The organism is Neisseriales bacterium (genome assembly GCA_016699915.1).
GTDB lineage: Bacteria > Pseudomonadota > Gammaproteobacteria > Burkholderiales > Q3-R57-64 > Q3-R57-64.
The window spans coordinates 137790-164385 of the sequence record CP064990.1; the positions used below are offsets into that span (position 1 = coordinate 137790).

The following is a 26596-nucleotide window of genomic DNA, read 5'->3' on the forward strand; positions in this document are numbered from 1 at the left end:
TAGCCACTATGGATCACGTACAAACAAGAACAGGGTTATATATTGAAAGATTTGGCACATCTTTTGCGATGGGGCTATTTTTAATTTTACCGCTGCATTTTAAAAATTTAGGCTGGGACGAGACTTTTTTTGGGCAGGTATATGCGGTAGGCGCTCTGGGTACCATTTTGAGCGTTGGTGGGAGTGCACAACTGATCCGCCGATGGAGTTTTAGTAAAGTAGCTCCAGTAGGAAGCTTGCTATATACCATAGGTTGCTTACTTTATTGCGTATTCGATCATTTTCATAGTATCAATGGCTATTACTTGGCCTCTCTTTTACAAGGAGCAGGATGGGGTTTAACGTTTACAGTCGGTCCAATTGGTATTGCGAGCACCTTGTCTGAAAAAAATGATACCGATCGGGCTTATTACTTTACAGTCCATTCTGCCTATACGGCACTAGGAGCTGGTTCTGCGCCGTTTGTGATCCGCTTTTGCTCAACCTATCTACATTGGACATCTGAGCATCTATTTATGCTTGCCATCCTTACTAGTGCCATAGCTTACATTGTGTCAGCAAAAGTAGCGATCAATAACAAAGCCTATCAATCAATTCGTGTGTCCAATATATCCGGATTATCAGAATTTGTTGCTGTACTAAAACAGCCGAGCCTTTACTTTTGCATCATGATATTTTTTGGTTCCTGCATCTATACTGCTGTCATCAGTTTACAGATGACTTTTGCAGATCTTAAGCAAATTGATTATATTATTTTTTACGGTTTTTATTCTTTGGCGATCATTGCATCGCGATTCACATTGAGTAGAATGCTTTCCAAAATTGCGGTCAATAAAAGTATCCCTTGCCTTATTTTGATACTTACTTTGGGTGTTTGGTTTTTATTTTTTGCAGATGATTCATCCATTTGTTATGCATTAAGTGCATCATTACTGGGAGCAGGCTATGGTCTAGCGTACTCTTTGGTGCAATCCGAAGCGGTGCGTTATGTGCCGGCTACTTTACGTCCACCCGTATTGATTTATTTTAGTTTGTCCTATTTTTTAGGAGTGTACCTTTTCCCTTATTTTGCTGCACTGATCGCGACAACGCTAAGCTATGAAGCGCTTTGGTTTGTACTCATTATTTTGGGCCTTGCCTATTTTTCTGTTGCTGTTTATTTTTATCAGATCATTCTTAAGAAGCTTGGGCTGTATAGTTGAGGTGCTATTTTAACGCCGGGATATTTTTTGATTAAACAGAACTGGCATTGTACTATTTAAGGCAACTGCTTACTTGGCTAAGCAAGACTTGTAGCAAACAATGTAAAAATGCTCGCTTATTTTTTTGGTACAGCATTTTTGGTTCAGGGATCTATACAAAACGACATCTAAAGATTGCTAATCAGTCTATTTTTTGGGCGCTCTACTTTGCGAGTTGAAGCAACATGTTTTCTAAGCCCTGCCAAGTATCACCTTCCTCAAGCCCCTTAACTTGACTATCGAGTTCTGCGCAGGCGATCAGTGCTTGACCAAGACGATGCATGCGAATTCTTTTGGAGGCAGCGTGGACTAATATTTTTTTTGAGCCCCATAAACGTAATGTATGATCTGTTTGATGGGATAAGTTGCCTTCTTGCCAAGCGTTTCGAATTTTCATCAGTTTGCGAATATCCTCTGCAATAACCCATAAAATAAGAGTAAGTGGTTCCCCAGCTACTTTAAGAGCGCTTAATATCTGTAAAAGTCGCTCCTTATTTTTACTCATCCATGCTTCGCCCAAATCAAATACAGTAAATTTTGCATTGCCACTCATACTTGTTTTGAGTATGTCAAAGGTAATTTGAGTATTTTGACTATGCGATAGTGCTAATCTTTCGATGATCTGCTTGGTAGCTAAAAGATTGCCTTCGGTTTGCGTGACCATGACATGCAAGGCTTCTTCAGTGATTGATTGTTGCTGATTAGCTAGACGCCGAGTAATCCACTGTGGCAAATGGTTTTTGCTTATTGATTTGGCTTCTATGACCATGGCGGTTTGACGCAGAGCACGCAATGGTGCAATTTGTTGTTGCGCACGATCCAGCGTTGCAAAGGTTAATAAAAAGATCGTATCAGCAAATTTTGTTGTTGATAAAAAATTGCAAACTTCGCCATTTTTTGCGCTTAACTTTGCCGACGTAAAATGAATGTCCAAAAATTGATTGGCTGAAAATAAGGAAAGATGGCAAACAGCCTCCTTTAAAGCGTTGATATCAAATTGGCTATCTGCTTCAATATACCGCCTATCCACATAACCTGCTTGATGGACTGCTTGACGAATTTGATCAACGGCCTCCATCACTAAGACGACTTCATCGCCATACACTAGGTAAATGGATGAAAGTTGTTTTTGAAGCGAGGCGATGAGTTCAGAGGGGTCAAGGATAGGCATATGTCAAAAGATTATGTGACGATATTAATTAATTTATTGGGCACAAATACGATACGTTGGATAACAGCATCAGCAAGCGTTGCGTGAATTAATTTGTCTGCTAATGCGATGTGCTCAATGGTTTGCTGGTTGGTATCGGGAGCAACCGTAATTTTGCTGCGCAATTTACCGTTAATTTGTACAATCAAAGTGATATGAGCCACTTTAAGAGCAGCCTCGTCAACGATGGGCCAACCTGCTTCTAGTATGTCACCATTGGGTTGTAGCGTTTGCCAGAGTATGTGGCAAACATGGGGGATGACAGGAGATAAAGTTAACACGATGGTTTCAAGCGTTTCTTGTCCGATGGATCGCTCTAATGGATTATTGAATGGCGTTTTTTCATAAAGGTTGAAAAGCTCCATGATCGATGCGATCGCTGTGTTGAATTGTTGGCGCTTCCCATAATCTTCGGTTACCTTTTTAAGGGTTAGATGACATTTTTGGCGAAGTTGTTGGTGGATAGTACTTTGAATCATTCCCGCCTTGTAAGGGTCTACAACACCCTTTTTTGCAAAATCATGCACAGCTTTCCAAAGCCGTTTAATGAAACGCGAAGCACCAACAATACCAGCTTCGGTCCATTCTAATGATTGATTGGGTGGTGCGGCAAACATAATGAATAATCGAGCAGCATCAGCACCGTGTTCATCGAGTAGCTGTTGTAAATTGATGCCGTTATTCTTAGATTTGGACATTTTAGACACGCCACCAACTTGGACAGGTAACCCATCTTTTTGATGCGTGGCTGATATGATTTGCCCTTTTTTATTGCGTGTCACGACGACATCGCTTGGTGCGATCCATTCCGTGCTATGTGATTGACTGCGAAAAAAAGTCTCATGCAGTACCATGCCTTGGGTGAGCAGTTTTTGAAAAGGTTCATCATCCTTTAACAGATGGTGGTCGCGCATGATTTTTTGAAAGAATCGAGCGTATAGTAAATGTAAAATAGCATGCTCAATGCCGCCGACATATTGATCAACATTCATCCAATAATGTGCACGTTCATCAACTAAACCTGTTTGGCAATCAGGCGAAGCAAAACGTGCAAAATACCACGAAGATTCTACGAAGGTATCTAGAGTATCGGTTTCTCTTCGAGCGGGTTTAGCACATTGCGGACAAGTTGTTTGATAAAACGCTGCAGAAGTTGCTAACGGATTAGAGCGGCCATCGGGCACAAGATCAACAGGTAATATTACAGGCAACTCGGATTCTGGTACGGGTAAAGCACCGCATGTATCGCAGTGGATAATAGGGATTGGACAACCCCAGTAACGTTGGCGGCTAATACCCCAGTCACGCAAGCGGAATTGTGTGCGCGCTTTGCCACAGTTTTTTGCAGCCAGTGCTTTGATGATTTGGGGGTTTGCTTGAGCGATGGTTAACCCATCATATTGACCTGTATTAACGAGAACGGACTGATTGGTTTCAGCATACATGTTTTGCCATGTTGTTTTATCATATGCTGGATCGTTTGGTGATCTCAAAATAGGTTTAATCGGTAACTGGTATTGGCAAGCAAATTCAAAATCCTGTTTATCATGAGCAGGCGTTACCAAGACCATACCTTCATTCTCATCAAGTGCTAGATAATTGGTTACCCAAATTGGCAGTGTTGCTCCTGTTAAAGGGTGTCGTGCGATCCATCCTGTTGGCATACCTTGTCTTTTTTGTGTATCCATACTGGCTGTAGCAACACTGCCATAGCGACAGGTATTCAGAAAAATAGCCAGAGCCTCATTCGTTTTGGCAGCCTCAATGGCTACAGGATGTTTAGCAGATAAAGCAATATAGGTTGCTCCCATGATGCGATACGGATGCGGAGCATAAAGTTGTATAGATAAAGCAGGTTGTGCAGAGGGCGCCATACAATCTAACTGTATGACAACACCTGTTGTTTTACCGATCCAGTTTTTTTGCATAGCAATGACTTGCGGCGGCCAGTTTAGTGTATCAAGTTTTGCTAACAACTCTTCGGCGTAATCGGTGATACGCAGGTAGTACATGGGAACCGCTCGCTTTTCAACCGGTGCACCTGAACGCCAACCGCAACCGTTGATTACCTGTTCATTAGCTAAAACAGTTTGATCAACAGGATCCCAGTTGACGATGCCATCTTTTCGATAAATCAGACCTTTTTTGAAAAGTTGTATAAATAACCACTGCTCCCATCGATAATAACTCGGGTCGCATGTGGCTATTTCACGTGTCCAGTCAATAGCACAACCCAGTCTTTTAATTTGTTGGCGCATCGCTTGAATATTTTGTGCGATCCATTTTGCAGGTGCGATATGCTGCTTAATGGCCGCATTTTCTGCAGGCATACCAAAGGCATCCCATCCCATAGGCTGCAATACATTAAAGCCTTGCATGCGCATATAGCGGGACAATACATCAGTAATCGTATAGTTTTTAGCGTGGCCTGCATGCAAATGTCCCGATGGATAGGGAAACATTGATAAACAATAAAATTTTGGCTTGGTGGTGTTTTCACAACAATGAAATGCGCCAGTATGCTCCCAATGTTCTTGAGCAATGGTTTCAACTTGCTTTGGTGCGTAGTCCGGTTGCATAAAATTAATGGATCAATAAGAAGGTATTATGTGGCTTAATTTGAACCTTATTGATGTGTTGCTCGTTCTTTGTCATTTTTTCAGGGTCAACCAAGTTCAGTTTTTATAATGAATTCAGATCTGATTCGCTTCTTAGTTTGCTTTATTTTAAAAAGGCAGTGATTTTTCGTTATAGTGCTATGCTGCTAGCAGCATAGCTGTATCTAGCATGTCTCAATACAAATGATTTTGACTCGAATTGTAGCACATCAAAAGCCGATGCCTAGACTTGGTTGCTCATTGCTGCTATGCCAATACCATCAGCAAAGCGAAGGCTGTAAGCGACCAAGAAATAATAAGGCAGTGACATAAGTCAGCCGTCAGCATAAAGATTGACAAAGAGCCAATCAAGTTTCCACATCAAAAAAATAGCTACGACAAGAATCTTTTCTCAAGTTTAGCTGACTGATGTAATGCGAATGGCAAAAATGCACTAACTATAATCCATTGCATCTGCGATAGAAATATTGGTAGCATCACCATTTGCGTAAAAATTTTTTGCGTCACAAAAAGGACCATAAAACAGCTGAGTGTGGCCATAATTTTCGCTTTGTACTGAGCCTCTATTTTTGCTCCAAAATAGTGTTCCGCAACCACAAGGCCAAGCAATCCATAATAAGATCTCCATACATGAAATGCCACATCATAGACAACGGCAATATAAAATACCAACAATGTGCTGATGAGCAGCATTAAGAACGGTAAGCGTGCTTGTTGATTACTGTTTGATAAGGCGATATATCCGACGATGAGTAAGGTAGCAAAAAAGATTGACCCTACCACATCAAAATAATTGTGGTAATTGAAATGCACTAAGCTCGAAGCAATACCAAAAAGTATGACTATCATGATGGCTTGACCAAGCAGTTTTTTGATTTGTGTGATCAAATATCCGTACAGGGCAACTGAGAATTGCATGTGACCGCTGGGATAAGCAAGAACCGATGGTATGTGTGAAGGGATCATGAATGTGACTTTGAGGGCGTAGTTCAAGATAACGGCAGTCAGTGTTAGATAAGCTGTTCGCAAAACTAGTTTTTTATCCAACCAAATATATCCTATCATTAAACAGGGGACAACGACCTCAATGTGGCTGAATACCAAAAATAGATTGGCAACGTTGTCACTTAAAGAAGGGGATCATATCCATATTTCCAAAAAATTAAAAAGGAGACAATTAAGTTTTTTAACATTCTAAGCTACCCAAGAACAACTTTTGCATAATACTCTAATTATAGCATCGCTTTATTTTTTGAATTACTTGAGTTTTATGAAAAAAGTGTGAATTTTTTTTGGCTGACAAAGTGTGATGTTCTTGAATATCTCTCATGTTGTTGAGTGGAGCAATGGTTTTTTTGGAAAATATCAGGTGTTTTAGCTATAATGATGTGCTTACTTTGGCTGTTAGACTAGTTCATCGGATATTTTTACCGTAGGGGGCATAGCTCAGTTGGTAGAGCGCCTGCTTTGCAAGCAGGAGGTCGTCGGTTCAATTCCGACTGTCTCCACCAAATGGTTCATAGATTTTTATCTACTATGGCCAACGATGGCGTGTACTTAGCAAGTCACGTACCCGTGCAAATTCTAACAAATTTTTAAGCCAGTTTACGCCCAAAATAGGGCAGTATCAAATATTTAAGAATGCCCTCTACCAATGAGTTTTGATTGGTTAGAATATATTATTTATCCCAGCCCTGAGATTTGATTAACAGATTAATTATTAAAGAACGAACGCAATTATTTAAAAAAAGTCTACGCAAATAACCTATCTTTGAAAGCTTTTGAAAAATATGGATTCACTTATTGAGGTAAGAAGTTCAGATATTGAAGGACTTAAACCAGAAGAATTAACGCAATTGTTGAAGTGTCTACTAGAGTGTGAGACTCATCAGAACGGAATATCACCGTTGATTATTCGTGTTGGGCAAAATATTTATACTCCTGATGATGGGGTGGATGCTGAAATCAAGTGGGAAGGTAAGCCTAGTTCCACAGATTTTCTTTCGTCTCGGTTTACAATATTTCAGATTAAAGCAACAAAAGTTAAGCCTTCAAATTGTAAATCCGAAATTATCAAAAAATCTGTTATTGAAGCCTTGTCTAAAGGGGCCACTTATGTAGTCTTTGTCAATAAAAACTATAATAAAGTACAGCAAGACAAAATGTTGTCAGCCATGCAGGAAGCATTGAAGCAATTTAAAAAAAGCCAATTTAACAAGAAACAAATACAAATTTTCGACGCTTCGAAAATTGCTACTTGGGTGAATCATTATTTGGTAGCAATACATCAGGTGTCAACATGGCTGACATTGCCAAATCAGCACTATAAAGTTATTGATGAACTCGGTTACTATTCTAATTTTTCAATCCCATTTTTAGTCGATGCGAAACGTCAAGAAATCATTTCTAAACTAAACGCGGACTAATAAAGCGCAGAGGTCGTTATGCTCGTGTCGCACCTAAAGCTCTTGCTATTAGGTTAGCAAATGAATTTTTGGACGAGATGGATAGGGAGAGTTTAAAGAAACTGTTTCAATCAGGTATGTCAGACTCTTTATTTAAAAGTTTTTGCACTCAAATCTCATATCTTAGTTTGTCTCCAGTTGTTCAAAATTTAGTCACCAATTTGTTTTCACAACATGGTTTTTTTCAACAAGCGGAAGTAATTTTTTCAGAAAGAGGTTCGCTTCTCTTCCGCTCATGCGTAACCGCGAACCCAATAATAACTTGTGAAGCATTGATGCGATTAGTTGAAAAAAGATCCGATCAAGAGATCTATGCAATTACTGGTTCAGTAAGACGAAATTTAATAAATGCCCTAGAATCTTTGTGTTTCCGGGAAGATTGTTTCCAAAAAGCTGCCTTTATTTTACTGAGGTTTGCACATCAAGAAAATGAAATTTGGAGCCATAATGCTACTAATTTGTTCAAGCAACTTTTCAGGGTTATTCTTTCGGGGACGCAAGCTATGCCGAAGATGAGGCTTGAATTCATTGACGGAATAATCCATGAAAATTTTGCAAAATACCATATTATTGCAGCCTTGGGCGAGATACTTGATACAGGCTCAAGATCCCGTCGATTGGGTGCAGAGTTTCAGGGTATATTCGTGACTCTTAAGGAATGGCTACCAAAAACCTATGGTGAAATTTTTGATTATCAAAAAGAAGCCATAAAAAGGTTGGTGAATTTCTCAGAACAGGAGGATGAGGTTGCGAAGCGAGCTAAAGAAACTTTGGCTCTCCATATTTGCGACCTATTACCCTATCCAGAGCTTCTTGATAGTCTTGATTCAGCAATCAAAAAAATTGTCAAAATACATGGTGGTTTATGGCATACAGCTCTTAAACAAATAAAACGCGCACTACAATCCAACTCGAAAGAATTGGAGGATCTTGCGAAGACGAAATTACTGGAATGGCAAGCACTTTTGATGCCTTGTCAGTTATCTGAAAAACTTGAACTATTTGTTACTAATCCTATTTATGAATCCAAAAAGGATGATACTGGATCCTATGCAGATATAGCAACGAAAAACGTTGTAGCTTTTGCCCAGGAATGCGCAATGGATATTGCGCCATTGATACCTTACATTAAGAAATTAAATGAGAAACGACATGCGCTAGCTAGTATTTTTGCTTGTGAGATTGTCAAGACTAGTAAGCAATGGCAGCCATTACTTGATCTGTCAGTAAAGGTACTTAAAAATAATCTAGAGGCTGATCCAGCATTTTTCCTTGGATTGTTAAGTGGTATATTTTGTGTGGATCCGGTAGCGTGGACAAAATTTGTGAAAAACATTGCCCAATGTAGTGAGTTAGAAAGGTACTTGGCAGGTATTTTTTCCACTGGTGAGGTGACAGAGAAAGATCTTAGCAAATTGTTAACGGTATTAGAGCAACATCCAGAGTGGTCTCACACTGTTTCTAGATTATCTGGCCATCAATCTTTAAAAAAATTAGATATTAAAAACGTATGTCATTTTGTTGAAAGCTTATCCAATATATCCAAAGCAAGTGCATGGCACGCATTGGATTTTTTATGCATGTACATGCTACGTTTTCCCTTCAAAAGGGATAGCTTCACACGATCAACAAGTAAGAAATTGATCCTGAAGCTAGACTTTGCCTTCTATACTTCCACTGATGGCTTTTCATTGCAGCATTGGAGCGACACAATAAAATCTATTTTAGGTAATCCTTCGGAACGGCAATTTGCTAAGCAATTACTGAGAATTTTTTTGATGGATATTAGCCTTTACAAAGCACCTTACGATACTTTATTTAACATTAAAGAAATAGTAGAAATATTACTAACTAGGTTTATTAAAGTTACTTGGAATGTGTTTCAAGAGATGATTAGAGAAATAACTGTTGATTCACGACGTGTTTTTGAAATGTTATTAGGAAAAGAGCTAAATGTTTTTGCAAAGCGTTCATTAACGATAATAGAGAGGTTGCCCATGGAACTCTTAGTGAGTTGGTGCCAAAAGGAACCGGATTTTGCACCTCAATTCATCGCAAGAACCATTGAAGTATTTCACGATAAAAATGATGAGGTTTATGTGTCCAAGCTAGCTGATTTTTTGTTGCAAAATTGTGCTCCTACCAATGAGGAAGTATTAAGAGCATTTGGTCACAATCTTTTTACTTATAGTGTTATTGACACACTGGTACCATATTACCAACGTGAGTTGAATGGTTGGAATTCATATAAATACAACGGAACACACAAAGTTAAAGATTGGATAGAGAAAAGAATATCGTATTTGAAGGGGGAACTTGATAGAGCAGAGCAAAATAATGAAGAAAGAGAATTCTGATCCTACCCCCCCAAAAAATAATCCACTCTTCAACATAAGTCTTGTAACATCTCTTCCACCCATCCCCATTTTTCTGTTATACTCTTTTCCCCCTTAACCAACCCTATGTGGTTTGAAACTAAACCATGTGGTCGGTTTAAGATTGCTCTTTAACAATTGAGAAGCCAAAAAAATAGTAATAATCAGCATAACGGGTTAGTTTAAACGTTATGTGAGGGTAGAGATTGTAGTTGTGATGTAGTTTGAAGCTTCAGAACATTGAAGTGATGATGTCAAGTAAGAAAGTGCATTTGGTGGATGCCTTGGCGATCACAGGCGACGAAGGACGTGTAAGTCTGCGAAAAGCGTAGGGGAGCTGACAATAGCGCATTGATCCTACGATGTCCGAATGGGGAAACCCACTCCTTTATAGGAGTATCCCACCCTGAATCTATAGGGGTGAGGAAGCGAACCTGGTGAACTGAAACATCTCAGTAACCAGAGGAAAAGAAATCAACCGAGATTGCGAAAGTAGTGGTGAGCGAAATCGCAACAGCCTGTACAGGTTAACCATAACGTTAGAAGAATGATCTGGAAAGATCAGCCAGAGTGGGTGATAGCCCCGTATTCGAAAACGCTGTGGCCAGACTAGCTGTACGACAAGTAGGACGGGACACGTGAAATCCTGTTTGAAGATGGGGGACCATCCTCCAAGGCTAAATACTCGTGATCGACCGATAGTGAACTAGTACCGTGAGGGAAAGGCGAAAAGCACCCCGGGAGGGGAGTGAAATAGATCCTGAAACCGAATGCATACAAACAGTAGGAGCTCCAGCCGCAATGGGATTGAAACCAGTGTCATTGCGGCTGGGGTGACTGCGTACCTTTTGTATAATGGGTCAGCGACTTACATTCCGTAGCAAGCTTAACCGAATAGGGGAGGCGTAGGGAAACCGAGTCCGAATAGGGCGTTTTGAGTTGCGGGGTGTAGACCCGAAACCGAGTGATCTATCCATGGCCAGGTTGAAGGTGCGGTAACACGCACTGGAGGACCGAACCCACTTATGTTGCAAAATAAGGGGATGAGCTGTGGATAGGAGTGAAAGGCTAATCAAACTCGGAGATAGCTGGTTCTCCCCGAAAACTATTTAGGTAGTGCCTTGCGATACACTGATGGGGGTAAAGCACTGTTATGGCTAGGGGATCATCATGATTTACCAAACCATGGCAAACTCAGAATACCATCAAGTGGTTTCGCAGGAGACAGACATCGGGTGCTAACGTCCGGTGTCAAGAGGGAAACAACCCAGACCGCCAGCTAAGGTCCCAAATATCCGCTCAGTGGTAAACGAAGTGGGAAGGCTAAGACAGCCAGGATGTTGGCTTAGAAGCAGCCATCATTTAAAGAAAGCGTAATAGCTCACTGGTTAAGTCGTCCTGCGCGGAAGATGTAACGGGGCTCAAGCGGATAACCGAAGCTGCGGATGACAACAGCAATGTTGTTGTGGTAGGGGAGCGTTCTGTAGGTCTGCGAAGGTGTGCTGTAAAGCATGCTGGAGATATCAGAAGTGCGAATGCTGACATGAGTAGCGATAAAGCGGGTGAAAAGCCCGCTCGCCGAAAGCCCAAGGTTTCCTACGCAACGTTCATCGGCGTAGGGTGAGTCGGCCCCTAAGGCGAGGCTGAAAAGCGTAGTCGATGGGAAACAGGTTAATATTCCTGTACTGTATCAAAGTGCGATGTGGGGACGAAGAACGTTAGGTCAGCGGCCTGTTGGATGGTCGTTCAAGCCTGTAGATGGATCGCCTTGGCAAATCCGGGCGGTTATTAACATCAAGGGGTGATAACGAGGATCTACGGATCTGAAGTGACTGATACGCAGCTTCCAGGAAAAGCCACTAAGCTTCAGCTTTGATGCAACCGTACCGCAAACCGACACAGGTGGGCAGGATGAGAATTCTAAGGCGCTTGAGAGAACTCAGGAGAAGGAACTCGGCAAATTGATACCGTAACTTCGGAAGAAGGTATGCCTCATTAGTGTAGCGGGGTTCGCCCCCAAAGCGCGAAGAGGCCGCAGAGAATCGGTGGCTGCGACTGTTTAATAAAAACATAGCACTGTGCTAACACGCAAGTGGACGTATACGGTGTGACGCCTGCCCGGTGCTGGAAGGTTAAATGAAGGGGTGTTAAGCTCCGGATTGAAGCCCCAGTAAACGGCGGCCGTAACTATAACGGTCCTAAGGTAGCGAAATTCCTTGTCGGGTAAGTTCCGACCCGCACGAATGGCGTAACGATGGCCATACTGTCTCCTTCTGAGACTCAGCGAAGTTGAAATGGTTGTGAAGATGCAATCTCCCCGCTGCTAGACGGAAAGACCCCGTGAACCTTTACTGTAGCTTTGCATGGGCGTTTGAACAAGCTTGTGTAGGATAGGTGGGAGGCTTCGATACCGAGGCGCTAGTTTCGGTTGAGCCAACGTTGAAATACCACCCTGGATTGTTTGGATGTCTAACCTTGGTCCGTTATCCGGATCGGGGACAGTGCATGGTAGGCAGTTTGACTGGGGCGGTCTCCTCCTAAATTGTAACGGAGGAGCTCGAAGGTTACCTAGATACGGTCGGAAATCGTATGGATTGTGCAATGGCATAAGGTAGCTTAACTGCGAGACTGACAAGTCGAGCAGATGCGAAAGCAGGACATAGTGATCCGGTGGTTCTGTATGGAAGGGCCATCGCTCAACGGATAAAAGGTACTCCGGGGATAACAGGCTAATTCCGCCCAAGAGTTCATATCGACGGCGGCGTTTGGCACCTCGATGTCGGCTCATCACATCCTGGGGCTGTAGCAGGTCCCAAGGGTATGGCTGTTCGCCATTTAAAGTGGTACGTGAGCTGGGTTTAAAACGTCGTGAGACAGTTTGGTCCCTATCTGCAGTGGGCGTTGGAAGTTTGACGGGATCTACTCCTAGTACGAGAGGACCGGAGTGGACGTACCGCTGGTGTACCGGTTGTAACGCCAGTTGCATCGCCGGGTAGCTAAGTACGGGAAAGATAACCGCTGAAAGCATCTAAGCGGGAAACTTGCCTGAAGATAAGACTTCCCTGGGGGCGTGACCCCCCTGAAGAGCCGTGGTAGACCACCACGTTGATAGGCTGGGTGTGTAAGCGCTGTAAAGCGTTCAGCTAACCAGTACTAATGGCTCGTGAGGCTTGGCATCATCATTTGAATGCTTTGAAGTAAAGCTCACCCTTTTTTGGCTTCTTAAATCCGTTATGTCTGGTAGCCATAGCGAGGTGGATCCACCCCTTCCCATCCCGAACAGGACGGTGAAACGCCTTTTGCGCCGATGATAGTGCGGTAGGTTATCGTGTGAAAGTAGGTGACTGCCAGACTTTTATTCAAGAACGAGGGGGCAAAACAAGCCCCCTCTGTTCTGATCCGGTAGGTGCTTGAGGGGTAGGAGGGAGTGGGGGAGTTGCTTTCACCTTAATTGTCTATTCATTTTACCATGCTTTCTGCTGATTCCTTGCTAGTTGGCCTTAATCCGCAGCAGGTTGAGGCAGTGACCGTATCGCGTGGTAGCACGCTCATTTTGGCGGGTGCAGGTAGCGGCAAAACGAGAGTGTTGACAACGCGCATTGCTTATTTACTTGCATCACAGCAAGCTCAGCCACATCAAATTCTTGCGGTAACCTTTACCAATAAGGCCGCCAAAGAGATTGATGCGCGTATTCGCACCATGGTAAGTGGTTCTATTAATACAATGTGGGCGGGTACTTTTCATGGTCTTTGTCACCGCCTATTACGTATCCATCACCTTGATGCACAGTTGCCCAAGTCATTTCAGATTCTAGATAGTGCTGACCAGTTATCCATTATTAAGCGTTTATTCAAGTCACAACAGTTACCTGCAACACTTTTACAACCTAAGCTTGTTCAGTATTTTATCAATCATCACAAAGAATCAGGAAAGCGTGCTCATCAGTTAACAGGCTCTAGTTACCAAGATCAGCAGCTGACCCAGCTATTCGGTCAATATGATGACTATTGTCGGCAAGCAGGCTTGGTAGATTTTGCAGAGCTCTTGTTAAGAAGCTACGAGTTACTCACCACCCACCCTGTTTTAGCGCAACATTATCAGCAGCGATTCTTGCATGTGCTCGTGGACGAATTTCAAGACACTAATATTCTGCAATACCAGTGGCTCAAACAGTTTATCGGCGAGCATGCCGCTTTGTTTGCTGTAGGCGATGACGATCAGAGTATCTATGGGTTCCGGGGAGCTGAGGTGGGCAACATGCGTGCTTTATTATCCGATTTTGGCGTTTCCGAACCTATTCGGTTAGAACAAAATTATCGCTCAATGGGTAATATTTTAGCAGCTGCCAATGCAGTGATTAAACAGAATGTTGGGCGTTTAGATAAAGCTTTGTGGACCGCTTCAGGAGAAGGTGAAGCTATTAAGTTATACGAAGCGATAACAGATCAAACCGAAGCGCGTTACATTGTTCAAACGGTTAAACAGTTACAAAAAACCAATATTCCCCTGCATGACATCGCTGTGCTGTATCGTAGTAATGCACAGTCGCGTGTATTTGAGCAAATCCTCTTTGATCAAAAAATACCTTACCGCATCTATGGTGGCATGCGTTTTTTTGAGCGCCAAGAAATTAAACATGCCATGGCTTACTTGCGCTTGATCGTGAATGCTAACGATAACGACGCCCTACTACGCATTATCAATATACCAGCTCGAGGCATCGGTTCTCGCACTGTAGAGGCTCTGATACAGGATGCTCATACCGAACAGATTTCGCTGTGGCAAGCAATCAAAAATCGCGCACAGCAATCGCCTGATAAATTAAAGCCCTTTATGGTACTCATCGAAACTTTGCAGTCGCTGATTGATCGGACGTTGCTTGCGCCATTGATCGGGCAAGCTATTGAGTTATCAGGCCTTAAAAAAATGTATGAAGCTAGCCCTAAAGAACATGGAGATCGGCTTGAAAATCTTGAAGAATTAGTCAATGCAGCGGTGAATTTTACAGCGGATGAAGACATGCCGCCACTTGTTGCTTTTTTAAATAATGCAGCACTGGAATCGGGTGAATATCAAGCCGAGCATGGGCAGTCTGCTTTACAGCTGATGACTATACATGCTGCTAAAGGACTAGAGTTTGATACGGTGTTTATTGCTGGCTTAGAGGAAGGTTTATTTCCTCATGAAAATAGTTTAACGAATGTTCAAGAGACCGAGGAAGAGCGCCGTTTGATGTATGTTGCCATAACGCGCGCAAAACGTCAGCTTTATGTGACCTACGCTAGACAGCGTACGTTACATGGTCGCTTGACTTATCCGATCTGCTCACGTTTTATTAAAGATATCCCTGAGCATTTGATGCGTAGGGTTTCAGCGGATTATGTTGCTGAAAGATATACCAAATCTACAGCACACCATGCTTTGTCAGCTGATACGGTACCTTGTGATATGCCCTATCGGATTGGTCAGAACGTGATACATAACAAGTTCGGCAGCGGAGTTATTGTGGGTGCTGAAAAAATGGGAACAGCATTGTGCATCCAGGTCAACTTCTTGCATAGCGGAACCAAATGGTTAGATATGACCTATGCCAAACTTCAAATAGTGAAAAATTAATAGTATGTTTTTTATGATGAGCATTGAAGCAATGGCGCACCTGACAGGAATCGAACCTGCGACCTTCGGTTTCGGAAACCGACACTCTATCCGGCTGAGCTACAGGTGCCTTGATTGATGTAGCTAAGAGCGAATATTATACAGGTTTATTAGTTCGCTTTATCAAACCCTGTTTTAAGTGGGAAATCAATGTTTTATATGGCAAGCCGGGCATGGGTTACTTTTGATCGCATGCTTACCGATAACCTTTGATGGCCATGAAACGGATCGCATCAGATTTACCTATCTTATCCATGCTTTACTTTATTGGGAAACAAAAAGGATCCAGTACTATTGATTAATACTAAATAGTTTGCAGTGGTACGTGGAGACGTGAGGATGTTGATGGCGTCATACAGAGTGCTTCAAAGGCATTTTGGGTGGTACATGCTGCTACGTTTTCAAGGGATTGTCCGCGTAAGGAAGCCAAGATGGCAGCATACTGTTGAATAGCTTGCAAAGCTGCTGGAGTCTGCTTGGTCCAAGCAGGTAGCCTATCTGGTGCGTCGGTTTCTAACACGATTGCCTCATCAGGCAATGCTTTTGCTAAGTGGCGAATGCGGTGTGCTCGGTCATATGTGATACTACTGCCGAATCCCAGTTTGAAGTTCAGATCCATCAATTGGTGAGCCTGCTGCATGCTGCCGCTAAAGGCATGTACGATACCACCTAGCACGGAGATAGTGCGCAACTGTTTTAGCGCTTGGTCGATTGCACGGCGTACATGCAAAATAACAGGCAAGTGATATTGCTTGGCAAGTTTTAGCTGTGCTACAAAGAATTTTTCTTGTTGGGCAAAATCAGGTGATCCTGGCCAGTTATCGAGGCCGATTTCACCAATAGCCACTGGTTTTTCGCGACTAATCCATGCTTCAAGCTCCACAAGATCAGTATGGTCAAAATGTTGTGTATAAAGTGGATGTAAACCTAGGGCCGTTAACGTGCCATAACGCTTTTTAAGCGCTGTTACTTTTGTCCAGTTCTTGGTCGTGCCGATGCTTGGTACTAACATATAGTTTAAGCCAGCTTGATTGGCTTTGGTAACCCATTGGTCGCGTGCGTTATCAAAGGCATCAGCGTCCAAATGACAGTGGGTATCAAATAAATCTATCTGCGCAACTTCCATATTTTTTGGGTGGTTATGTTCCAGTTTGCGTAGCCATCCCTTTAGATCAAATGGTTGGCTTCATAGCAAAATGCTTTTGCGCAATGGCTTGTTCTTGCTGTGTGATAACACCACATGGCTTACCATCTAGTCCGTAACGCTTACCACCTTTGGCGATGGTTTTAAGATAACGAGGGCGCTGACAATGGTTAGACAATACACGTCGGATCAAATGCTGATCGAACTGAGGATTAGATGCGATAATCACCTGGTCAATCCCAATGGCTAAGGGTCGAAACAACCTCAATACAGGATATTGACTGTATAGACGATCGGCAACAAACTGCACTTGTTTTTTCTTGCTGATGTTTTGTACGGCAGCTTGAAAGGCATTGGACAATGTTGTGTCGGCGATGATCATATTGTTGCTTTGAGTACATGTTGTATAAGCTATGCAATTTTAATTATAGCAGGGGTCAATATGCTTTTTTTATAACCCACACCGAATTCGATTTTCTTTAATAGAGTATGTTACACTCAAAAGCGAGAAGTCAGTTAGGCAGCCGCTGTTTGATTGTTAATCAACAGAGGAAAGTCCGGGCTCCGCAGAGCAAGATGCTGGCTAACGGCCAGACGCCGTGAGGCGATGGAAAGTGGCACAGAAAGCGATACCGCCGATGACCAGTGATGGTACAGGTAAGGGTGAAAAGGTGTGGTAAGAGCACACCGCGGGTGCGGTGACGCATCCGGCAGGCTAAACCCCATCTGGAGCAAGACCAAACAGAAAACTTGAGCGTGGCTCGCGCTGTTTTCGGGTAGGTCGCTTGAGTAAACGGGTAACGGTTTACCTAGAGGAATGGCTGCCCTAGACAGAACCCGGCTTATCGACTGGCTTCTTACTTGATGCTGGGCAGGCTCTTTGGGGTTGCGTATAAGCAATGCGGATTCATCAAGCCTTCCGGATCCAATAGTTTTTTGATTTGCCGCATCAAGGCTAAAGCGACGGGATTTTTATAGCGCTCAAGCCACAATACTTTAAGTTGTCCGATACCATGTTCGGCTGCAATAGTGCCTTGGTAAACTTCTACCCATTCATAAACAATGCGATTAATCGTTTCTTCATAAGGCGCTAAGTTCTTTTTATCGGACACATTAAAATGTAAACTGCCATCGCCAAGATGACCAAACACAATATATGAAAGCGTCGGTAGGGCTTGTTGCAATGCTTGCTGACAGGAGGCAAGGAATACGGGGATGTTTGAAATAGGCAAAGCAATGTCATGCTTGATGAGGTTACCAGCTTGACGCTCTGCTTCGGGGATATTTTTTCGCCATTGCCACAACCGGTGTTGTTCTCGCGTGGAGCATGCCACGATACTTTCTGTCAAACGCTGTGTTGATAACCATTGCGTTAGTTCTTCAGACAAGGGCTGAACGGTGTGATGGGTTAATTCAATGAGTAATAGCCAATTTGCATCAAGCGGTATAGCATGATCTAGTTGGTATGTTTTAACCAGAGTAAGACAAGAGCGCGACATGATTTCGCAAGTACTGATATAGTCTCCAAACTGATTCTTCAGTGACGCTAAGCAGCCAATTGCTTCTTCAATAGTTGCCATGCCGATCATGGCGGTGGCATAGGACAAAGGGAGGTAGCACAGTTTTAGCGTTGCACACGTAATGATACCAAGCGTGCCTTCCGCACCAATTAAAAGCTGCTTAAGATCTAACCCCGTCGTATTTTTTCGCAAAGCACCTTTTTCATTGAAGCAGATGCCACCGGGTAATACAGCTTCTATACCTAACACAAGATTACGCATTGTGCCATAACGCAATGTAGTCGTACCGCCTGCATTGGTGGAAAGATTACCACCAATTTGGCAAGAACCGCTACTGGCCAGCGCTAAAGGTAGCAAACGCTGATGTTGTTTAGCTGCTCGTTGAGCAGATTCGAGTGTGACGCCTGCCTCAACGGTCATGGTATCGGACACCGGGTCAACGCTTAAAATACGATTCATTCTTTTCATGCAAAGAACTAGCATTTGACCTGTCTCATCAGGCGTAGCGCCACCGCAAGTGCTTGTATTACCTCCTTGAGGGACGATAGGGATGTGATGTTCATAGCAGCAGGCTACGAGTGCGGCCACTTCTTCTTGACTCTTGGGCAATGCAATAGCCAATGGGCGACCATGGTAGCGTCCTCGCCAGTCTATCGCATAACCAGACATCGCTTGTTGATCAGTTAATAGATGAGCCGAACCAACGATGCTAGCTAGTTTTTGTAAGATAGATTGTGGGTATGTATCCATTATTTTTGCCAATATGTTTTGATATTGACAAATTCATATAACCCAAACGCCGATAATTCTCTGCCATAACCCGATGATTTGACGCCACCAAAGGGTAAATGAAGGTCTGAGCTGGTATAACGGTTAATAAATACACTGCCTGCTTCAAGGCATTTTGCGTAGTTTTTAGCGCGCGTCATATCTGAAGTATAAAGCGCAACGCCGAGCCCAAAAGGCGTGTCATTGGCAAGACGTATAGCGTCTTCCTCAGATGTGGCGCGCAAAATACTGGCAACCGGACCAAACACTTCTTCATGATAAACTCGGCAACGTGAATTGACATGATCTAAAACGGTTGCAGGATAAAAAAATCCGGTACCACCTGGTATGTTCCCTCCCATTAGCAATGCTGCACCCTGTGCTACAGCGTCTAACACTTGTTGATGCAAAGTAGCTCTTAAGTCGCAACGAGCAAGCGGTGAGAGGGTTTGACCACAACGCAATGGTTTAACAAGTTTTAGGAACTGCTCAATAAATGGTTCAGCAATTTCCGGGACGACAATGAAGCGTTTTGCCGCATTACAAGATTGACCAGCATCGCGAAAACGTGAAAGGCAAGCATCCTGGGCAGCTTCTTTAAGGTTGGCATCTGACAAAATAATGAAAGGGTTACTCCCACCCAATTCTAACACCGTTTTTTTTAGGTACTTGCCTGCTAATGCGGCAATATGTTGCCCAGTTTTTGTAGAACCTGTAAAAGCAACGGCTTGGGCATAACTGATAGCTTCTTCGACTTGTTGGTCAGGTAACCAAGCGACCTCCAATACATCTAATTGAATGGTTCGAATCATATCAAGCAAGGCTTGCGTTGATTGTGCAACAGATAAAGCTGGTTTAATTAAACAAGCATTGCCTGCTAGTAATGCGGGTACTGCAAAACGAAGTACCTGCCAAATGGGGTAATTCCATGGCATGATTGCCAGTACGATACCCAATGGCTCAAATTGTATTTGGCTACAGGTTGCCTGCGTAGCGACAGTTCTACTCGCTAATAATTTTGGGGCAGTTGCTGTATAGTAATCAATGAGTCGGATCGATTTATCAATCTCTGCTCGTGTTTCACTGAGTAAACGCCCTGTTTCTTGTGTAATGAGTGTGGATAACGCATCGCGATGATGATCCAGTGCGAGCGCTAATTGGCTTAGCTGTTTTGCACGAGACTTTGGCGGTTTTATTGCCCAGTGTTTTTGATGAGTGCGCAAAGCGGCTACTTGTGCGCTAAGCACGGATTGTTTTTGAGCGGGACGTTTTTGAATTACCTGACCCGTGGAAGGGTCGCAGCTGATGTAAGTAGTCATCTTCAGTCAAACGCCAAGCGATGCATTACCCTGAACAACACGGATCATCTGCTGTTGTTTAGGCAGGTTGGATTGCCTCAGCTGACAAATCACTTGGTTTTTCGCCCGTGAGTAAATAATGGATCGTTTCTTTTACCGAGCGCATAGCTTCCCCAAAAGGCAATGGTTCGCTTCCCCTAAAAAATAAGCCTTTACTGACTTCGCCGCGAAATGCTGCAGAGAGTTTCAAATCAATGCAAAATTGCCCAATGGTAGCTATCCCATCTCGCAGGCCACATACCGACAAGCAATTTAATCCTTGTGTACAGCGCCTTGGATCTGCTTTGGCATTGTCTTGCAGTATTTTTTCGCGTTTTAAATACTGTTTTAAAAATTGTGTGTTGACACCTCTGGCTGGTAGACCAGCTACTGACATGAATTCGGTAATATCTTGTTTATCAGCGCTTGCTAACACCTGTTTAAAATTGCTATGGGCATCCCCTTCTTTCGTGACAGCAAAAGCCGTGCCAATTTGAACAGCTGAAGCGCCCCACTCTGTTAGTGCTGTTTTGATTTTTTCAAATTTACTCATCCCGCCCGCAATGATCAACGGGATAATTTCGCTTTCCAGCTCCAGTTTTTTAAATAGTTCGAATGTTTCATCCAGCACACGGCGGAAACTAAACCTTTCATCATGTAAATCAGCTAATTGTGTTGCCCCCAAATGTCCTGCAGCGTAGGCAGGGTTTTCAATAACAATGGCATCAGGCAAACGGTTTTTTTTCATCCATCGCTTCAGAATGACGCCAATACCTCGGGATTCAGACAAGATAGGTATCAATCCCACTGTTGGGTAATCCTTTGCTAGATCTGGCAGATCTAAAGGCAACCCTGCTCCCGATACGATGGCGTGCGCACCTGATTCACAGGCTTGTCTGACAAGGTTTGGATAATCAGTTACTGCCTTCATGACATTTACAGCAATCAGTCCTTTTCCCTTGGCATATTGCAAGGCACCTTTGATTTCGCGATCCAGCGCAATGAGGTTTAGTTTTGTAAATACTGCGCTGTCTGTAGTTTTTTTGGATGCCGCTAATAAATCTTCATGCAAATGGCGAAGATCAACACTGGCAATTGTCCCAACAGCATTTTCTGCTGCCACAGCACCCGCTAGGCTTTTAGCAGAGATAGCAACGCCCATTCCCCCTTGTACGATAGGTAGGAGTTTTTTTCCTAAAAGATGCAAAGCGTCAAAGGCATGGGTAGGTAAGGGAGTCGTCACACTTTATCCTTGTTCATTAAGTATCCCATTATAGTCCGTAAAATGGTGCAACAGGACATTTTATCGCTAGGCATCTTGCAAGACACAAAATGCCTGATAGCCTAACATGCTAGGTTAGGGTCAGTTATACTGGCGATGCGGAAACAAAGGGGATGATGAAACCGTGATTTTAGTAACAGGCGGTGCAGGTTTTATTGGTAGCCATTTCATCTTAAGCTGGTTCGATCATGGTGATGAAGCAGTCGTTAATATAGACAAGCTTACCTATGCTGGCAATGTACAGCGCTTATCCGCACTTAACCATACGGCAAACTATATTTTTATCCAAGGTGATATTGCTGACGTTGTACAAGTTGAGGAAATTTTATATCGCTATCACCCTAGAGCGATTATTCATTTTGCTGCCGAATCCCATATTGACCGTGCCATTCATGAACCGAAACCATTTATGCAAACCAATATACTTGGCAGTTTCTACCTGTTGGAGGCTGCATGCCGCTATTGGCAGCGTCTTACACCACTTCAGCGTGCACAATTTCGGTTTTTGCATATTTCAACGGATGAAGTATATGGTGGGCTGGCCAAGCAGGAGGCACCCATTCAAGAAGGTCATCGCTATTTACCGGGTAACCCTTATGCGGCAAGCAAGGCGGCAAGCGATCACTTGGTATGGGCTTGGCATCACACTTATGGTCTACCAATCTTTATTACGCATGCTAGCAATAATTATGGCGCCTATCAGGATCATGAAAAATTGATTCCAGCTACCATCATGCGACTACTGAACCAACAGCCGGCGCAACTTTATGGCGACGGACAGCAAAAGCGGGATTGGCTTTATGTGGATGATCATTGTGCAGCCTTGCGGTGGATACTGGATCATGGGAAGGTTGGCGAAACTTACCATATTGGTGCTGGCCAAGAAAAAACCAATCTTGAAGTCGTTGATGCGCTTTGTGATGTTTTAGAGTGCTTGCAGCCAAATCGTATCGCAAAAAAGGTGCAATATATACCGGATCGGCTTGGTCATGATCAGCGTTATGCAATGGATACGACCAAATTACATAAACTGGGCTGGTACCCAAAAGAAACGTTTGAAACTGGTATTATTAAAACAGTGAAATGGTATATCAATCACGTTGATGATGAGCGAACCTAAGCATGAGACCCACGCCCTATAAAGGAATTTTGCTAGCAGGTGGGTTGGGTACTCGCTTTGATCCGATGACGAGGTTTTGCTCCAAGCAACTCTTGCCTGTTTATGACAAACCGATGATTTATTATCCGTTGTCCTTGCTGATGAAACAAGGTATTCGTGAGATATTGATCATCACAACAGCAACACATTTACCTCTTTTTACGCAACTGATGGGAGATGGTACCCAATGGGGCATGCGTTTGGTGTATCAAGCACAAGTATCGCCAGGAGGTATTGCGCAGGCCTTGATGATTGGTCAGCATTTTATTCAGAAGCAGCCTATTATATTGGTTTTGGGGGACAATATTTTTGGTGGCAAGTCATGGGATCAACTACTACACAATGCGTTAGCAGCAAAGCCCAAAGCGATGATTTTTCTTTATCCTGTCAACGATGTTAGTGCCTATGGGTCAGCAACCCTCGATAAAGCTGGACAAGTGATCTTTGTTGAGGAAAAAACACAGCGCACAAGAGCGGGTTATGCGATTACCGGACTTTATCTATATGATCACGAAGCGGTGGCTGTTGCGCAAGGAATACAACCCTCTTTTCGTGGTGAGTTAGAAATTACCACTATCAATCAGCATTATTTATCGATTAGTATGTTAACAGCCCAAGTGATTGATCCGACGCTTGCTTCTTGGTTTGATGCTGGCACGCCAGAGACTTTGTTGTCTGCTTCACAATATGTTGCCACTTGGCAACAGCAAAGCCGAGCGATCATGGCTTGTCCAGAAGCCATTGCTTACCAGAATCAATGGATTGCTTTAAGCCAATTTGCTGACCTTGCCAAGCGCGCAACCAACCACGCATATCGTGCTTATCTTCATGATTTATTAAGGCAATGGTCCTCATGAACTACAAAATTATGCCGACTCGATTGCCCGAAGTTTTAGTGATGACGCCACAGGTTCATCAAGATCATCGAGGGTACTTTTTTGAAAGTTTCCACCAAGCCTCGTTTACCAAAATAACAGGTATGAATGCTTGCTTTGTGCAGGATAACCAGTCACTATCTGATCAACATGTATTACGTGGCTTACATTTTCAAAAAAAGCATCCGCAAGGCAAATTGGTGCGCGTGATTGTGGGTAAGATTTTTGATGTTGCAGTAGATTTACGTTTTTCATCGCCTACTTTTGGTCAATGGGTTGGTGTTGTGCTATCCAGTCGCCAACAGCAGCAACTATGGATTCCACCTGGGTTTGCACATGGTTTTATGGTGCTTTCGCGCCGTGCTTTGTGTTTATATAAAACAACCACGTATTGGGATCCAGAAGATCAGCATTGTATTATTTGGAGCGACCCAGATATTAATATTGCTTGGCCACCTCACCGACCCTTATTATCCCTACAAGACCAATGTGGCTTAACACTTGAAGCTTGGATGAAACAGTATGGATGACATTTTTAGCTTGGCCAACTTGCGGCGTATTGAGCATGCTGCAGAAGTATCAGGTTTAGACTTGATGCAATCCGCATCGCAAACAGCTGCGGATTGGCTTAAAAATCACGCAACGACTGACCAAGCGATCCTTTGTGTAGCAGGTGTTGGAAACAATGGTGGTGATGCCTTATTGGTGGCTTACCATTTAGTTTGTGCGCATTATCCCGTGACTATTTTTATGCCAGAATTACCCAAAAGTAATGCGACGCAAGCTGCACTAGCGGCTTGCCAGCAATTGGGTATTCCATTGATCACTGACATGCCCCATCAAGCTACCCATTTTGCCTGGGTTATTGATGGCCTATTCGGTATTGGACTGAATCGTTTGCTCAGTGATAAATGGCAGCATATTATCCATACCATCAATATTTTGAATTGCCCTATATTGTCTTTAGATGTGCCCTCTGGTCTTGATGCTTGGCGTGGTACTGTTTATGGTGAAGCCATCAGAGCGACGGTAACGTTAACATTTTTATGTGCTAAACCTGGTTTATATATGGCAGACGGGCCTGATTGCGCTGGCGTTGTATTGGTCAAGCGGTTGATTTTACCCAAATCGCTTAGCGTTAAGCCAGCAGGAACTATTCGTCGTCCATCAGCCCGTCCTTTAGTGCGCAAAATGAATAGCCATAAAGGCAGTTACGGTACTTTATGTGTTGTAGGAGGCGCTTTGGGAATGCGCGGAGCAGCATTTTTAGCTGGGCGAGCAGCGGCTAGTACCGGAGCAGGCAAAGTGTATGTGGCATTGCTTGAGCCTGATATGGTTACCTGCGATAGCCTCATGCCTGAATTGATGTTGCGTGATGCGAATACTGCTTATCAACTTGGGTGTGATGTGGATGTAATTGGTCCTGGTCTTTCAACCAGTCATTTGGCACATCAAGTGTTTTGTGAGTTGATGGCGCAAACCAGCGCCAAAGTGATTGATGCGGATGCTTTAAATTTGATTGCAAATAATGCGAAGCTTGCTCAACTCATTGAGCAGCATATACCTCCTTGTATTTTAACGCCACATCCTGCTGAAGCAGCACGCTTACTTAACATTTCTGTCAAAACAGTACAAGCAGATCGCATTAAAAGTGCGCAAACATTGGCCAGGCATTTTCGTGCAACGGTTGTATTAAAAGGAAGCGGCACCGTTATTGCCAATATGGATGGATTTTTTAGGGTGAATACGACAGGCAACCCAGCTCTTGCTAGCGCTGGGCAAGGCGATGTATTGGCGGGCTTTTGTGGGGCATTACTTGCGCAAGGGATGGCACCTTTTGATGCCGCTTCACTTGCCGTTTATGTCCATGGTTTAGTAGCCGATACATGGCGCAAGCAACATCAAGGTACTATCGGTTTGACAGCTTCAACAACTATCTTACACCTTGCTGATGCCTTAAATCGCTTGGTTGCCAAAGATAATAAATGCTAAAGCTTTGCAGCAAATCGCTGTATTGGTTGAATGGTTCCTTGAGCAAGGTTGAGACAGGTTTGTTCACCCCATACCGCGTCTTTCATGACCGCTAATGCTTCGTAAGTGGTTTGGTTAATCGGACAAATTTGCACAATTTGCCCGATTGCTTCTGCGGGGTGTGCCGGATGTGATAAAATTTCTCCTACTGCGAGGGGCATATCGCTTTGAATATGATACAAGTGCCGCTTGACTTGACCTAAATAACGGGCGCGTGCGACAACTTCTTGTCCTTTATAGCAGCCTTTATTAAAACTGACTGCTTCCCAAAGATCCATGCTTGCCATCTGTGGTAAAAAAGCTTCGGCTGTTTCATGACATAACCACGCGATACCAGAGCGAATTTGTGCAAGCTGCCAATACATAGCGTCAATAGATGGCGCAATAGTATCTAATGTGGCTAAAAACGCTTGCTTTATATGGCGTGGTATACCTACTATCCAAGTATGATTGGGTAAGCGTGTTGCAAAGCATGCATTTTGTTGAATGGTTTGATAGGTTTTACTAGTTTGTTTACTGAGCTGAAAAGTAGTTAAGGCAACCGATTCGCTCAGGCCAATGAACATATACTCGTCGCTTTGACAGGTGAGTGTGACCTGATGACGCAGAGTATGTTTTTGCAAGATTTTTTTTGTGTTATCGATCAAATCGCGTGACATAACGAGTCCATATTCTGCACCCTGCTGCCAAACTAGAAAATTAGCGATCATGCGACCTTGAATCGTGCAATATGCACCTAACCGAGCAGTGTTGTGATGAATACAGCGCATATCTAGTGTCAATTGCCCTTGCAAAAAAGGCAAAGCATCTTTACCGCCCACAACTAACATCCCGAATGCTTCAAGTGGCGCAAAATAATGTGCTTGTATGAAAGCCTCGGGCAAGGCAAACGAATCCCTATGCTGTTGCATCATG

Annotated in this window: 17 protein-coding genes, 2 tRNA genes, 2 rRNA genes and 1 other RNA gene; 12 read left to right on the plus strand and 10 right to left on the minus strand. The window is 43.4% G+C overall.

Features of this window, described 5'->3' with window-relative positions:
• Positions 1-8 precede the first annotated feature (8 nt).
• Positions 9-1202, plus strand: a complete 1194-nt coding sequence (locus IPK86_00690; protein ID QQS16759.1) for an MFS transporter — start codon at positions 9-11, stop codon at positions 1200-1202.
• 202 nt (positions 1203-1404) lie between these two features.
• Here IPK86_00690 and holA read toward each other — a convergent pair whose 3' ends face one another.
• The 3 genes from holA to IPK86_00705 all read right to left on the minus strand — a co-directional run bounded on the left by holA (position 1405) and on the right by IPK86_00705 (position 6116).
• A complete protein-coding gene (gene holA / locus IPK86_00695; GenBank protein QQS16760.1) occupies positions 1405-2412 on the minus strand; it encodes a DNA polymerase III subunit delta in 1008 nt (335 codons plus the stop codon).
• Positions 2413-2423: 11 nt separating this feature from the next.
• Complete coding sequence (locus IPK86_00700) at positions 2424-5030, minus strand: leucine--tRNA ligase (GenBank protein QQS16761.1); 2607 nt, start codon at positions 5028-5030, stop codon at positions 2424-2426.
• Between the two features lie 411 nt (positions 5031-5441).
• A complete protein-coding gene (locus tag IPK86_00705) occupies positions 5442-6116 on the minus strand; it encodes a phosphatase PAP2 family protein (protein QQS16762.1) in 675 nt (224 codons plus the stop codon).
• A 388-nt stretch (positions 6117-6504) separates the two neighbouring features.
• Here IPK86_00705 and IPK86_00710 point away from each other — a divergent pair.
• The 6 genes from IPK86_00710 (at position 6505) to IPK86_00735 (ending at position 15526) form a co-directional block, all read left to right on the plus strand.
• Positions 6505-6580: transfer RNA gene (locus IPK86_00710), tRNA-Ala, on the plus strand.
• Between the two features lie 279 nt (positions 6581-6859).
• Positions 6860-7495 (plus strand): hypothetical protein, encoded by a 636-nt coding sequence (locus IPK86_00715; GenBank protein ID QQS16763.1) that lies wholly within the window; start codon positions 6860-6862, stop codon positions 7493-7495.
• A 77-nt stretch (positions 7496-7572) separates the two neighbouring features.
• Positions 7573-9891: a hypothetical protein gene (locus IPK86_00720; protein QQS16764.1), complete on the plus strand. Its 2319-nt coding sequence runs from the start codon at positions 7573-7575 to the stop codon at positions 9889-9891.
• A gap of 270 nt (positions 9892-10161) precedes the next feature.
• Positions 10162-13087, plus strand: a 23S ribosomal RNA gene (locus tag IPK86_00725).
• A gap of 58 nt (positions 13088-13145) precedes the next feature.
• Positions 13146-13262, plus strand: a 5S ribosomal RNA gene (rrf, locus tag IPK86_00730).
• Positions 13263-13378: 116 nt separating this feature from the next.
• On the plus strand, positions 13379-15526 hold the full coding sequence (locus tag IPK86_00735) for a UvrD-helicase domain-containing protein (GenBank protein QQS16765.1): 2148 nt from the start codon (positions 13379-13381) through the stop codon (positions 15524-15526).
• A gap of 32 nt (positions 15527-15558) precedes the next feature.
• On the opposite strand, the gene IPK86_00740 is transcribed toward IPK86_00735, so the two are convergent.
• The 3 genes from IPK86_00740 to IPK86_00750 all read right to left on the minus strand — a co-directional run bounded on the left by IPK86_00740 (position 15559) and on the right by IPK86_00750 (position 17091).
• Positions 15559-15635 (minus strand) — tRNA-Arg (locus IPK86_00740).
• 234 nt (positions 15636-15869) lie between these two features.
• The gene (locus IPK86_00745) at positions 15870-16691 is read right to left on the minus strand and encodes a TatD family hydrolase (GenBank protein QQS16766.1); all 822 of its coding nucleotides are present in this window, start codon (positions 16689-16691) and stop codon (positions 15870-15872) included.
• Positions 16692-16737: 46 nt separating this feature from the next.
• Positions 16738-17091, minus strand: coding sequence for a ProQ/FinO family protein (locus IPK86_00750; GenBank protein QQS16767.1), 354 nt, complete (start codon positions 17089-17091; stop codon positions 16738-16740).
• 126 nt (positions 17092-17217) lie between these two features.
• Here IPK86_00750 and rnpB point away from each other — a divergent pair.
• Positions 17218-17570: RNase P RNA component class A (gene rnpB, locus IPK86_00755), an RNA gene on the plus strand.
• Here rnpB and IPK86_00760 read toward each other — a convergent pair.
• Genes IPK86_00760 through IPK86_00770 form a run of 3 tightly spaced genes read right to left on the minus strand, consistent with a single transcriptional unit; the run spans position 17567 to position 21496 of the window.
• Complete coding sequence (locus IPK86_00760; GenBank protein QQS16768.1) at positions 17567-18979, minus strand: FAD-binding oxidoreductase; 1413 nt, start codon at positions 18977-18979, stop codon at positions 17567-17569. The genes rnpB and IPK86_00760 overlap by 4 nt on opposite strands.
• Positions 18979-20316, minus strand: a complete 1338-nt coding sequence (locus IPK86_00765; protein QQS16769.1) for an aldehyde dehydrogenase family protein — start codon at positions 20314-20316, stop codon at positions 18979-18981. The genes IPK86_00760 and IPK86_00765 overlap by 1 nt, the downstream gene beginning before the upstream one ends.
• A gap of 58 nt (positions 20317-20374) precedes the next feature.
• Positions 20375-21496, minus strand: coding sequence for a nitronate monooxygenase (locus IPK86_00770; protein ID QQS17015.1), 1122 nt, complete (start codon positions 21494-21496; stop codon positions 20375-20377).
• Between the two features lie 244 nt (positions 21497-21740).
• Between IPK86_00770 and rfbB the strand changes: the two genes are divergently transcribed.
• The 4 genes from rfbB to IPK86_00790 are packed head-to-tail and all read left to right on the plus strand — an operon-like array spanning position 21741 to position 25642.
• Positions 21741-22736: a dTDP-glucose 4,6-dehydratase gene (gene rfbB / locus IPK86_00775; GenBank protein ID QQS16770.1), complete on the plus strand. Its 996-nt coding sequence runs from the start codon at positions 21741-21743 to the stop codon at positions 22734-22736.
• Between the two features lie 2 nt (positions 22737-22738).
• Positions 22739-23632: an NTP transferase domain-containing protein gene (locus IPK86_00780; GenBank protein QQS16771.1), complete on the plus strand. Its 894-nt coding sequence runs from the start codon at positions 22739-22741 to the stop codon at positions 23630-23632.
• Positions 23629-24180: a dTDP-4-dehydrorhamnose 3,5-epimerase gene (gene rfbC, locus IPK86_00785; GenBank protein ID QQS16772.1), complete on the plus strand. Its 552-nt coding sequence runs from the start codon at positions 23629-23631 to the stop codon at positions 24178-24180. Before IPK86_00780 ends, rfbC begins: the two co-directional genes overlap by 4 nt.
• On the plus strand, positions 24173-25642 hold the full coding sequence (locus IPK86_00790; GenBank protein QQS16773.1) for an NAD(P)H-hydrate dehydratase: 1470 nt from the start codon (positions 24173-24175) through the stop codon (positions 25640-25642). Before rfbC ends, IPK86_00790 begins: the two co-directional genes overlap by 8 nt.
• Here IPK86_00790 and IPK86_00795 read toward each other — a convergent pair.
• A complete protein-coding gene (locus IPK86_00795; protein ID QQS16774.1) occupies positions 25639-26595 on the minus strand; it encodes a folate-binding protein YgfZ in 957 nt (318 codons plus the stop codon). The genes IPK86_00790 and IPK86_00795 overlap by 4 nt on opposite strands.
• Position 26596: the final 1 nt, after the last annotated feature.